12 protein-coding genes are annotated in these 12,238 nt (G+C 50.0%); 7 read left to right on the top strand and 5 right to left on the bottom strand.

Going from position 1 to position 12,238, the window contains the following annotated elements; genetic code table 11:
* Positions 1–72: 72 nt before the first annotated feature.
* Complete coding sequence (locus BJ885_RS08685; protein WP_121931720.1) at positions 73–2,202, bottom strand: bifunctional diguanylate cyclase/phosphodiesterase; 2,130 nt, start codon at positions 2,200–2,202, stop codon at positions 73–75.
* A 456-nt stretch (positions 2,203–2,658) separates the two neighbouring features.
* On the opposite strand from BJ885_RS08685, the gene BJ885_RS08680 reads away from it, so the two are divergent.
* The 4 genes from BJ885_RS08680 to dbpA all read left to right on the top strand — a co-directional run bounded on the left by BJ885_RS08680 (position 2,659) and on the right by dbpA (position 6,796).
* On the top strand, positions 2,659–3,801 hold the full coding sequence (locus BJ885_RS08680) for a methyl-accepting chemotaxis protein (protein WP_121931719.1): 1,143 nt from the start codon (positions 2,659–2,661) through the stop codon (positions 3,799–3,801).
* A 154-nt stretch (positions 3,802–3,955) separates the two neighbouring features.
* Entirely contained in the window at positions 3,956–4,939 is a 984-nt protein-coding gene (gene zntB / locus BJ885_RS08675; RefSeq protein WP_121423909.1) for a zinc transporter ZntB, read from the top strand.
* A gap of 282 nt (positions 4,940–5,221) precedes the next feature.
* Positions 5,222–5,395, top strand: a complete 174-nt coding sequence (locus tag BJ885_RS23540; RefSeq protein WP_310886298.1) for a hypothetical protein — start codon at positions 5,222–5,224, stop codon at positions 5,393–5,395.
* Positions 5,396–5,422: 27 nt separating this feature from the next.
* Positions 5,423–6,796, top strand: coding sequence for an ATP-dependent RNA helicase DbpA (gene dbpA, locus BJ885_RS08665; protein WP_059346847.1), 1,374 nt, complete (start codon positions 5,423–5,425; stop codon positions 6,794–6,796).
* 42 nt (positions 6,797–6,838) lie between these two features.
* On the opposite strand, the gene ttcA is transcribed toward dbpA, so the two are convergent.
* Positions 6,839–7,774: a tRNA 2-thiocytidine(32) synthetase TtcA gene (gene ttcA / locus BJ885_RS08660; protein ID WP_023312015.1), complete on the bottom strand. Its 936-nt coding sequence runs from the start codon at positions 7,772–7,774 to the stop codon at positions 6,839–6,841.
* A gap of 245 nt (positions 7,775–8,019) precedes the next feature.
* On the opposite strand from ttcA, the gene BJ885_RS08655 reads away from it, so the two are divergent.
* A complete protein-coding gene (locus BJ885_RS08655) occupies positions 8,020–8,340 on the top strand; it encodes a cupin domain-containing protein (RefSeq protein WP_121931801.1) in 321 nt (106 codons plus the stop codon).
* Between the two features lie 16 nt (positions 8,341–8,356).
* Here BJ885_RS08655 and BJ885_RS23565 read toward each other — a convergent pair whose 3' ends face one another.
* Both BJ885_RS23565 and BJ885_RS08650 read right to left on the bottom strand, forming a co-directional pair.
* Positions 8,357–8,464: a YnaM/YnfT family protein gene (locus tag BJ885_RS23565; protein ID WP_353511636.1), complete on the bottom strand. Its 108-nt coding sequence runs from the start codon at positions 8,462–8,464 to the stop codon at positions 8,357–8,359.
* A 306-nt stretch (positions 8,465–8,770) separates the two neighbouring features.
* Positions 8,771–8,998: a hypothetical protein gene (locus BJ885_RS08650; protein WP_029741521.1), complete on the bottom strand. Its 228-nt coding sequence runs from the start codon at positions 8,996–8,998 to the stop codon at positions 8,771–8,773.
* 92 nt (positions 8,999–9,090) lie between these two features.
* On the opposite strand from BJ885_RS08650, the gene BJ885_RS23335 reads away from it, so the two are divergent.
* Positions 9,091–9,261: a YnfU family zinc-binding protein gene (locus tag BJ885_RS23335; protein WP_310886296.1), complete on the top strand. Its 171-nt coding sequence runs from the start codon at positions 9,091–9,093 to the stop codon at positions 9,259–9,261.
* Positions 9,262–9,449: 188 nt separating this feature from the next.
* On the opposite strand, the gene BJ885_RS08645 is transcribed toward BJ885_RS23335, so the two are convergent.
* Positions 9,450–9,668: a cold shock domain-containing protein gene (locus tag BJ885_RS08645; protein ID WP_047647596.1), complete on the bottom strand. Its 219-nt coding sequence runs from the start codon at positions 9,666–9,668 to the stop codon at positions 9,450–9,452.
* A gap of 787 nt (positions 9,669–10,455) precedes the next feature.
* Here BJ885_RS08645 and BJ885_RS08640 point away from each other — a divergent pair.
* Positions 10,456–11,979, top strand: a complete 1,524-nt coding sequence (locus BJ885_RS08640; RefSeq protein ID WP_059346845.1) for a cyclic diguanylate phosphodiesterase — start codon at positions 10,456–10,458, stop codon at positions 11,977–11,979.
* The last annotated feature ends 259 nt before the right edge of the window (positions 11,980–12,238 follow it).

Here is a 12,238-nt window from a genome sequence, read left to right as displayed (position 1 = left end):
CAACATGTGCCTGACAATCATGACAGAATTGACTCGCGTGTACTCCCTTGAAACATACTCCACTTAACCCCGTCAGGCATGATTTTTTTGAGAAATAAATGCGGGGTCCGTTTGAATTTTATTAATGGGTATAATCTGTTTGTCTGAATTTATCTGCAGCAGTAGCCACGGTACCTGTTCGGCAGGTAAGGGCCGGGAGAAAAGGTAACCCTGCAGGTAATCGCAGCCGAGACGGGTGAGAACCGCCTGCTGTTCTTCCGTCTCGATCCCTTCTGCCACCACATTCATCTCCATGGTCCGGGCGATACTGATAATGGTTTCAACCAGCTTGTAGCTTTTTTCATTTTCCAGCATCGACGTGACAAAGCTTCTGTCGATCTTAAGTTCTTTTGCCGGAAGCACGCTCAGCATCAGAAGGTTGGAATAGCCCGTACCAAAATCATCAATCGAGACGACGATCCCCGCGTGATTAAACGCATTGAGCAACTCAATGCTGCGGTCCAGATTTTTAAGCGCGGTGCTTTCCGTTACCTCAAGGATCAGCCGGGACGGAGACAAGCTATATTTTTCCAGCATCGACGAGACGATCTGGAAAATATCCGGCTGTTCAAACTGGATGGGGGATAGGTTGAGCGACAGAGTCCACTGGCTGAAACCTTGCTCAGTCCAGAAATGAAGCTGTCGGCATGCCGCTTCAATGGCCCAGTTACCTACCGGAATAATTAAACCCGTTTGCTCCAGAGAGGGGATAAACAAATTGGGCAGCACAACCCCTTGCTCAGGATGCCGCCAGCGCAGAAGGGCTTCAAAACCGTGAATGGTTTTCTCTCCCGCATGCCAGGTTGGCTGGTACCACAGTTCAAACTGATCGCGCTCAAGCGCCTGAGAAAGCTCCTGCAGAAAACCGGGTTTTGCCGGGATCGCCGTTGACATCTCGGCCCGGTAAATCGCCCAGCCGTTGCGGCCCTCTTCTTTGACGCGATGTAGGGCTGCATCCGCCTTTAGCTTCAGCTCGTGCAGCGTTTCGCCATCCTGAGGATAGAGGCTGACGCCCGCGCTGATCGTCGTGCTTAACGTATGCCCGCAGACAGACAGAGGGCGTCGAACATCCTCGAGCAACGCGGTGACCAGGGCGTTGAGCCTGTCGTCGTCACATTCCGGCACCAGCAGGATAAAGGCGTCGCCTCCCAGCCTTGCCAGGGTCATCTCACGAGTGAGCCGGGCCGTGATGCGCTGCGCGACCGCGATCAACAGCTCATCACCGACGCTGTGGCCCCACGTATCGTTAACGCGTTTGAAGTGATCGACGTCCAGGAAAATAACCGCAAATGGCTTCTTGCTCAGCAGCGCGCTGCGCAGACAATCCTGCATGCGGAGATCCATCTGGTGGCGGTTTGCGAGCCCGGTGAGCGCGTCAAAACGCGCCTGTAGCTCAAGCTGGCGGTTGAGCTGATGCAGATTATCCGTCAGCCGGCTGGTACGCCGGTGGGAATCGATAAGTGAAATGATTAACATCACGCCGAGCAGGCAGAGCGTGGTGACCGAAACCCAGATGGATAACCCCAGCTCGCCGATCCCGCCCGGGAGGGTATGCGCCATTTCCTGAAACTGCGCGGCACTCATGCCGGTATAATGCATCGCACAAATGGCGGCACCCATGACGAAGGCCGCGAGAATGCGATTGATAAAGACGCCTTTGTGTTTATCCCGCAGACGGAAAGCCAGCCACAGCGCCGTGCCGGAGGCAACAACAGCAATAACCACGGACAACCCCACGATGCGGCGATCCCAGATGATGCTGCCATCCAGCATCAGGGCCGCCATACCGATGTAGTGCATAGACACCACGCCAGCGCTCAGGATCGCCGTAGCAAAGATCAGCCGGAAGGGAGAAAGTTTTTTGCCCGCGACGGCAATATTAAGTGCCGTGGCCGATGCAATCACCGCGACGCCCAGTGACGCAAGGGTTAACCAGAGGTCGTAGCTCATCATCATGGGCATTTGCATCGACAGCATGCCGATAAAGTGCATCGACCAAATGCCAATGCCCAGCGTGACCCCACCGGCAATGCGCCAGAAGAGGGCAGCCTTTCGGCTGGAGAGGGGGATCTTTCCGGCGCTGTCCAGCGCCACAAAGGAGGCGATAAACGCCACCAGATAAGAGATAGCGATTAACACAGGGTCCCACGATATATTGAGCATTATGCAGTCCCACGCCTGAGAGGGTCACCGATTTCGCCTGCCGGGTACATCTTTATTGGGCAACGAACATGCGCATTCAAACCATATTAGTTATTTATCGTGAAAAATGACCAGTCATATTAATACTCTAAAACTTATTAAGAATATAAAATATATTCTCTTGTTAATATATTAAGCGTTGCTAAACAAGAACGAATAACTGTAGCAAAGCTCCTTAAATATGAGGGCGATCGTATCGTCTCACCGCGGGCGATACTATCGCTTAAGATGGCGGGAAACCAGTATTACAGCATGCTGAGCAGAACATTTTCACTAATACGCTTTTTTTATCTGACTTAAGACAAATCTCAGGATGCTAACGGCGAAACAAAAAACAAGCGTTGTTTGCGATGAAAAACTTCCGGGCCAATGCTATAAGTCTAAGTGCCGACCAAAATATAAAACGTGGGTATTATCATGCTAAAAAATATTAGTGTCAGGACCTTTATTATCGGGTTCCTTTTCTCTCTTTTTTTGGTAAGTGCGGGTGTCGTTGTTCTATTTTCCAGCAATACGTCTCTCTTTATTTCGCTTAATGTCATCAATTTCGTTGCGCTATTTTTGCTCTGGGTCTATATGACGAAGTATCTTGTGACGCCGATCAATACGGTGAAGAGAAGTATTGAGGAGGTGACCGCAGGTAACCTTGGCGTATCTATCCCTGAGTTTGGCAATAACTGTGCGGGCCGACTCATCCCCGGGATAAATAGCCTTTCCGGCAATATTGCGACGCTGGTGCGTGAGATCAGGGCGTCATCGCAAACCGCCATGACCTTATCGGACCAACTCTCAGCACGTAGCGCTCAGCTATCGGTGAAAACCGAACAGCAGTCTGCGTCTTTGGTGCAAACCGCAGCCAGCATGGAGCAAATGGCCGCGAGCACCAAAAACAATGCCGATAACACCCGCCTGGCGAGCGAGCAGGCAAATGTGGCGACGTTACAGGCGCGCAAGGGCGGTGAGCTCATGGGGCAGGTCGCCAGCAATATGCAGTCCATTACCGAATGCGCGCAGCAGATGACGGAGATTATTTCGCTCATTGACGGCATTGCGTTCCAGACGAATATCCTGGCGCTCAACGCGGCCGTTGAGGCGGCAAGGGCGGGCGATCATGGAAAGGGGTTTTCTGTGGTCGCGGAAGAGGTAAGAAACCTGGCACACCGCAGCGCGGAGGCCGCGAAGAATATCAAAACGCTGATTGAAGTCACCAGCAGTAACGTCACGCAGGGAGCCAGCGTTGTGTCACAGGCAGAGAAAAACATGCATGAAATCGTGACGGGGTCGGGGAATGTCAGCCGCTTAATGGACGACATTTCCGCGTCAACCTCAGAGCAGGAGAAAGGCATTTCTCAGATTACGCTGGCGCTATCGGAGCTGGAGCGGGTTACGCAAAGCAACGTGGCAATGGCAGAAGAACTCAACGGTTCGTCTGATGTACTGCGTAATCAGGTGATTGAGCTGCAGACCCGAACGCGTAATTTCAGGCTCGATCCGGGTTCCTCTTCCTTATCATCTACCGGCTCGCCATCCTTCCTTCAGCGGCCAGAGCACTCGCTCTGACTGCACCTCAAAGCCTGGCATGCCAGGCTTTTTTTACGCCTCTGGCCAGTATGTATAATTCCTGAGCGATTTCAGCGCGATGGGATACATAGTTGTTGCTTAACACCTGATGAAAGCTAGACTGACACCGAAGAGCTAAAAAGGTGGAGGCGCTGTGGAAAGCATTAAAGGATCTGAACTTAACGTTCCAGACGCAGTTTTTGCGTGGGTACTGGATGGTCGCGGCGGTGCGCGACCGCTGGAAGATAATGATGTGATCGATAGTGCGCATCCCTGCTGGCTACATCTGAACTACACCCACCCGGACAGCGCTGACTGGCTGGCCTCGACGCCGCTCTTGCCCAATAACGTGCGCGATGCGCTGGCGGGTGAAAGCCTGCGGCCCCGCGTGAGCCGAATGGGTGACGGGACGCTAATCACCCTGCGCTGCATTAACGGCAGCACGGATGAACGCCCGGATCAGCTGGTTGCGATGCGTGTCTACATGGACGACGGGCTCATTGTGTCGACCCGGCAGCGAAAAGTTCTGGCGCTGGATGACATCGTCAACGATCTGAAAGAAGGCACCGGGCCGGTCGACTGCGGCAGCTGGCTTGTGGACGTCTGTGACGCCCTAACCGATCATGCGAGTGAATTTATTGAAGAGCTGCACGACAAAATCATCGACCTGGAAGATAACCTGCTCGATCAGCAGATCCCGCCCCGCGGTTTTCTCGCACTGTTGCGTAAGCAGTTGATTGTGATGCGCCGCTATATGACGCCGCAGCGCGACGTGTACGCGCGTCTTGCCAGCGAAAGGCTCAGCTGGATGAATGACGATCAGCGACGCAGAATGCAGGATATTGCCGACAGGCTGGGGCGCGGGCTCGATGAGATTGATTCCTGTATTGCCAGAACGGCGGTGATGGCGGACGAAATCGCGCAGGTGATGCAGGAGTCTCTGGCGAGAAGAACCTATACGATGTCCCTGATGGCGATGGTGTTTTTACCCAGCACGTTTCTTACCGGGTTGTTTGGCGTGAACCTGGGGGGAATTCCGGGTGGCGCTTATCGTTACGGCTTTACCGCGTTTTGCGTGATGTTAGTTGTTTTGATTGGTGGTGTTGCATGGTGGTTGCATCGTAGTAAATGGCTGTAAATTTACGCTTTTTTCAGCTTTTCACGGGATCAAAACGCTCTTTTAATTGAGCGAAGTCAATAAACATCTACCCCGTAAGGTGCAATATTACTCCCGCAGGTGAATGCAACGTCAAGCGATGGGCGTTGCGCTCCATATTGTCTTACTTCCTTTTTTGAATTACTGCATAGCACAATTGATTCGTACGACGCCGACTTCATAGTCGGCTTTTTTTTGCCTCCTGATTCTCAGCGTCTACCCTAAAAGGGACGAAAGCAAATTCTGGAGGGAATGATGAGCATCCTGAACGCTCTGCTACTGCAACAATCGCGTCAATCCGATCCCATCCCCAGCGATCCGGTGCCAATGCCCGATCCCATTCCGCGTCCGCAGCCGATGCCCGACCCGCCGCCAGATCAAGAACCGATTAAATTGTCGCATCGGACCGCGAGATCTGCGAGGATACGCGCCATCTGACCGCAAAGATGACCACGAGAGACTACTGTGACCGCTTTTTCTACCCTGAATGTTCTGCCCGCCGCCCAACTCGATAACCTCAACGAGTTGGGTTACCTCACGATGACGCCTGTTCAGGCGGCCGCGTTGCCCGCCATCCTTGAGGGCCGTGACGTGCGCGTGCAGGCGAAAACGGGCAGCGGGAAAACGGCGGCATTTGGCCTTGGCCTGTTGCAGCATATCGATGCGGCGCTTTTTCAGACCCAGTCTCTGGTGCTGTGCCCGACCCGCGAACTGGCAGACCAGGTCGCGGGTGAACTGCGTCGCCTGGCGCGTTTCCTGCCAAACACCAAGATTTTAACCCTCTGCGGCGGACAGCCGTTCGGCGCGCAGCGTGATTCACTCCAGCATGCGCCGCACATTATTGTCGCAACGCCCGGCCGCCTGCTGGATCACCTGCAAAAAGGCACCGTCTCGCTGGATGCGTTACAAACGCTGGTGATGGATGAGGCAGACAGGATGCTGGATATGGGCTTCAGCGATGCGATTGACGAGGTGATCCGTTTCGCCCCGGCCGATCGTCAGACGCTGCTGTTCTCCGCGACCTGGCCGGAGGCCATCGCCGCCATCAGCGGGCGCGTGCAGAAAAATCCGCTCACCATTGAAATCGACAGCGTAGATGCGCTGCCCGCTATCGAGCAGCAGTTCTTTGAAACCTCGCAGCAGGGAAAAATTTCGCTACTGCAGAAATTGCTGAGCCAGCATCAGCCTGCGTCCTGCGTGGTGTTCTGTAATACCAAAAAAGACTGTCAGTCGGTCTGTGATGCCCTGAATGCCGCCGGCCAGAGCGCATTGTCTCTGCATGGCGATCTGGAACAGCGCGATCGCGATCAGACGCTGGTCCGCTTCGCTAACGGCAGCGCCCGCGTTCTTGTCGCAACCGACGTCGCTGCGCGCGGTCTGGACATTAAATCCCTTGAGCTGGTGGTGAACTTTGAGCTGGCGTGGGACCCTGAAGTGCACGTGCACCGTATTGGTCGTACCGCGCGCGCGGGAAACAGCGGTCTGGCGATCAGCTTCTGCGCACCGGAAGAGGCGCAGCGCGCCAACATTCTTTCTGAGATGCTGCAGATTAAGCTGAACTGGATGAATGCACCGGCCAGCGTCAGCCTTGTGCCGCTGGAGGCTGAAATGGCGACGCTGTGCATTGATGGTGGTAAAAAAGCCAAGATGCGTCCAGGTGACGTATTAGGGGCGCTGACCGGGGATGTGGGTCTGGACGGGGCGGATATCGGCAAGATTGCGGTCCATCCGGCGCATGTCTACGTAGCGGTTCGCCAGGCGGTTGCCCATAAGGCATGGAAGCAGCTGCAAAACGGGAAAATTAAGGGTAAAACCTGTCGCGTACGTCTGCTGAAATAAAGAATGAAGCGTCTCAGAAGATGTTTCTGAGACGCTAATCGCTTACTTCACTTCAAGCACGTTCAGACGCAGCTCTTCAAACTGATTGTCATCTTCTTCCGGCTGCCAGCCCGCTGGCTGCATGGGAATATCTTCCCGATCAAACGCCAGGTCCCCGCCGTTCACGACTTCTGACTCGTGATTGATGCCTTTAAAGTCGAACAGCTCCACATCCGCGAGATGGGAAGGGACGACGTTCTGCATCGCGCTGAACATGGTTTCGATACGACCCGGATAACGCTTATCCCAGTCGCGCAGCATGTCGCCAATTACCTGACGCTGCAGGTTCGGCTGAGAGCCGCACAGGTTACATGGAATGATCGGGAAACCTTTAGCCTGAGAAAAACGCTCAATGTCTTTTTCACGACAGTAGGCAAGCGGGCGGATCACAATGTGTTTGCCGTCATCGCTCATCAGTTTGGGCGGCATGCCTTTCATCTTGCCGCCGTAGAACATATTGAGGAACAGCGTTTGCAGGATATCGTCGCGGTGATGGCCCAGCGCAATTTTGGTCGCGCCCAGCTCCGTCGCGGTACGATACAGAATGCCGCGGCGCAGGCGAGAGCAGAGTGAGCAGGTGGTTTTCCCTTCCGGGATTTTCTCTTTCACAATGCCGTAGGTATTTTCTTCGACGATTTTATACTCAACGCCCAGCTTTTCGAGGTATTCCGGCAGAATGTGCTCCGGGAAGCCCGGCTGTTTCTGGTCAAGGTTGACCGCCACCAGGGAAAATTTCACCGGTGCGCTTTGCTGAAGATTACGCAGGATCTCCAGCATGGTATAGCTGTCTTTACCCCCCGACAGGCAGACCATGATGCGGTCACCTTCTTCAATCATGTTGAAGTCTGCAATGGCTTCGCCCACGTTACGGCGCAGTCGCTTTTGCAGTTTATTCAGGTTGTATTGCTCTTTTTTGTTAATCTCTTGATTCTCTTGCATTTAGTACTACCTTCGGAGCCAGCAGGGGCAAACATTGTATGCCGCGTATGGTACGGATTCCGGCGGCGAATGCCAGCACGTTTTACAGCGGGGTTATAACTGTCGCAGCAACGCCGTTAGCGTGCGTTGTGATTTCAGGACCTCATATAGCATTTTACTCGTGGTAGTTTTCCATATTTGTTATATGACCGCAGGGAACTTATATGGCATAAGAGCGTTAAATGAACATAAAACGGAATGACTTTATGTCGCTTTATGACCTAAAAACCGAAGCACTTGCCTTACCGGAGACCTGGCACTCTCGTGTATTGGGCCGCATTGGAACTGCAAATCTTAAAGTTTTACGAATGGATGAACGCTCAGTGATTGAAGAGGTACATGAGTATGACGAGGGGTTATTGGTCATTGATGGATGTCTGGAGCTGGGCGTGAAGGGTAAAAAAATCTCTGTAACGGCTGGACAGCTCTATATCGCTAAAGCTGGCACTCCCCATACTGTAGAAACAGGCAGTTTTGGCACACTGGTTATCATTGATTTACCAGAAACGGAAGTGGCCTCGCTTTAAGCGGCTTGCGATAAGGTCACAGATTGTCAGGATTGTTCGACGTGCTGATCCAAACTTTAATCAAACTCAACGTTATCAACCCCATCACAACGGCAACAGTGGTTACTACAATATAAGATGTCATAAAATAATCTTTTCTGGTTAGGGTCTTAATTTGACTCATTTCTTTTGCATTAGTTCCTGCAAGGAGCAAAATTTTAATGAAAAGAAGTGTCGAGTTTTAGTCTGAGTTGTGTAAATAAAAACGAGGCAGGGTATGATTACAGGTTTAAAAAAACGCCTGCATTTAGCAGGCTTTAATAGCAAGACGTTTTTATTATTTTAATTCAAAAGATAAAGCCTAAAGATGTTCGCTAAAAATATTGGCGATTTTTACTGAGGTTTTATCTTTCCTTTTGTGAAGTGGCTGAGATTTTTCCGGAAACGCACATCACAAATGGTTTTTTGCGGCATCAAGTATCTTCTGAGAGGTGAGTTCTCTATCAGAGGCAACGTAGACAAAGCTGCGATCGCCGGTTAAAGACGGGAAACCGGCAGACATAATCTGAAGGTATATTTCTTCTCCATCCGGATACTCCTGCCTTACGGACGTAACGCCTTGTTGTACCGTGACAACTTTACCAGGCTTCCCATTGAAAAAAACGATGACATTCTTCATAAACCACCCTGTGTTTTTTTTGGAACATTCGAAAACTAAAGCAAGCATTTTTTAGCTTTAACGTGTATGGTGGCAGTCCGTAAAATCAGGAGATGCCTATGTCTGGACGTAAAAATACACAATCCCATCGAAATCATTTAGTCAAATGTTCATGCCCAAGTTGCTCTAAAGATTCAGAGCATAGTTTTAATCGCGTGCAAAAGGGCGCTCAACTTGTCTGCCCGTACTGCCACGTTTTGTTTAAATCTACTCAACGATTCTAAACCAAAGTAGTTGACAAAATGAGTTAGCTTTGAGTTTTAGACCATTCATGCAGCAGTTCTGCACTTCATCACATTGGTTAGCGTACTCGTTAAGAAAATATGCTGACTGTTGCTATCAATAACAGTCATATAATCCAGGGCCCGTTAACTCAGGAAACCTTGTTGGTAATCACGGGCCATTGATAATATTATCTATCCAGAAGAATGACATTTGCAGCAGCAGGGCCTTTATCGCCGCTTAGAATCGCAAATTCGACTTTCTGGCCTTCAAATAGTGTATTAAAGCTTTCTCCCTGCAGGGCAGAGAAATGAACAGAAACATCTTTACTGCCATCAAGGGGAGAGATAAAGCCAAAGCCTTTATCTTCATTAAACCACTTAACCAGACCTTGAATTCGTGAAGACATAAATACTCCTTTAAAGAATCTTTAAATGATAAGAAATGACTAAAACGTATGGACTCAAAAGGAGGGGATATCAGCGATAGCGCCTGGTTATGAGGACTGCGTGGTAAAATATTGTATTCGGTATTGCATCGAACCAACTAAATCATTAAGGCACGGACTGAGTTGATAAGCAAATGTTATTTTAGCCATCTGGATGGCTTGCGTGGCGCGTTTCCGGTCACGTTGAATCTGGTGTCAATTCTCGATAAAAAGTCTTCGGCTTGATGTTCGCCTTTGCGAGTCCGGGGCAGGAAAAAGGGTTGCGCGCAATGACCTTGTGAATATATTTTGATTAGGCTATGTATGTTCAGCACCACGCTTTTTCTTAAAATTTTATCCCATTGGAAGGGTTTAACGTGTTCAAGCTTAGTTCATCTCTACTGGCCATTTTCCTGCTGTCAGGCTGTAGCTCCGATCTGGTTCTCAGTCCACCTAAACAACCCGAATACAAGTCAATGCCTGAAATAACCCAGTCTGTGACGCCAACGCAACAGCGTGCAATCATGGCCGGCGAGCGGCCAGACTGGTCAGAAAGAACCCCGATCAATACAATAAAGCGATATTAATAGACACTTATCCACCAGGGCTGCCGTTCGGCGGCCTTTTGTTTCCCCTCAATCTGGTTAGCGAGAACATTTCTGACGCCTGGCATGGTAATTATTACGTTATCGACCATGCTTAAGACAATGACAATTCAATCACTTCAGCATCGTTGAAGCAGCTACTTCACTTAAATCGAGAACCCTAAATGCGCCATGCATCTATCCCAGTAGCTGCAGCCACGACAATGTTTTTGCTCGGCGTTTTTATCATTAATTTACAGGTCTGGTATTCTGCACGGGCTGATAGCCTGGCAGAGGCGCACTACGTCGTGCGGAACATGAATGTTATTCTTAAAGAAGCTCGTCATGCGACTGAGATGGCAATGCAACTTGCCGAGAATGAGTGTGATGCTGAAGGGCAATATCGGCTAGGCACCGAGGCGGCATTACAGCCTCACCTGAGAACGATCGTTATTCTGAAAAATGATGCGGTCTGGTGCTCCTCGTTACCGGGAAACCGCGTATTGTTGGTCAACAGTTCAGTGCTGCCTGAGTCATCACTGCTCCTCGTCCCTTCGGCCAGTACCGTCAACGGTCTTCCGGTTCTCTTATACCAGACAATTCACGCCGGAAGCCGAATCATCGTTAGCATCAGCGATAGCCATATCCGTGATGCGCTGGATATGCCATTAAATGGCGTTGAATATTCCCTGAGAGTAGGCAATACCCTTTTAGGCCTGACAGGCGATGTGACGACGGCAGACCATACGAAGAAAGAGGTATTAACGGTAAAAGCCTCTAATTATCCATTTTCGGTACAATTTAACTCTCCACCTCTTTTTAGTCTTAAGAGATTATTCAATCGAGCCGGAGGCGTGGTGTTATTCCTGCTGATAATATCCTCTCTTTCCGCTTATATTCTTCAACGCTATATTTCTAAGGATGTCTCACCTGAAGAATCACTGCGCATCGCCATTTACAGAAATGAAATTATTCCGTATTACCAACCCGTTGTGAGCGGCAAAGAGGGAACCTTACGGGGTGTGGAAGTGCTGGCCAGATGGAAGCATCCTCAATCAGGGTTCATTTCTCCCGCATCCTTTATTCCTCTTGCTGAGAAATCCGGTTTAATTATTCCATTGACTCAGAGCTTAATGAGGCAGGTTGCAATACACATGAATGCTATTGCGACATTGCTGCCAGAAGGGTTTCACGTAGGGATTAACTTCAGCGCTTCTCATATCGTTGCGTCCACCTTTGTTGAAGAGTGTCTCCACTACAAGCGCAGCTTTACTCAACAGGATCTTAACCTTGTCGTTGAAGTGACGGAGCGTGAACCACTCGACATTGATGAACATCTCGTTAATACATTGAATGAGTTACATAACAACGGATTTGCCATTGCGCTGGATGACTTTGGTACGGGTTATTCCGGCCTGTCCTATCTGCAGGATCTGCATATTGACTACATTAAAATCGACCAGAGCTTTGTTGCCAGGGTTAACGCGAATGAGGACTCAACGCTAATCCTTGATTCGGTACTGGAGTTGGCCAAAAAACTTTCAATTAGCATCGTGGCGGAAGGCGTTGAAACTGAAGAGCAGCTCGATTACCTCACGCGCAATCATATCCGGTTTTTACAGGGTTTTTTCTTTTACAAACCTCTTCCTTTCAAGGAACTGGTCAAAGTTCTCTTGTCGAAGCCAAAAGTTAAGGTCAGGGTGGAATAAGGTTTATTCGGTTGTTTCTGAGAAAATAAAAAGGGGGGACATCATCCCCCAAAAAATGCAGACCATTATTGCTTTAACCACGGTGATATTTTGTTATGCATTGACCGGATGGTCAAATTAATTGTTTTCAACATTGTTTTTAAAATTAGAAGCACATATGGGGTCTCGAATATTAGCAGCCTAACGTTTAATTTGATTCTAATCAATATTGCCGCGCCCCTCTTTATATTAATGGATGCAATATTTGTTATTTTGTTAA

It is taken from the genome of Enterobacter sp. WP_7_1, assembly GCF_003688535.1.
In the GTDB taxonomy this organism is placed as follows: domain Bacteria; phylum Pseudomonadota; class Gammaproteobacteria; order Enterobacterales; family Enterobacteriaceae; genus Enterobacter; species Enterobacter asburiae.
The sequence above is the reverse complement of the archived record's forward strand: the minus strand, read 5'-3'. Positions and strand labels throughout refer to the sequence as shown.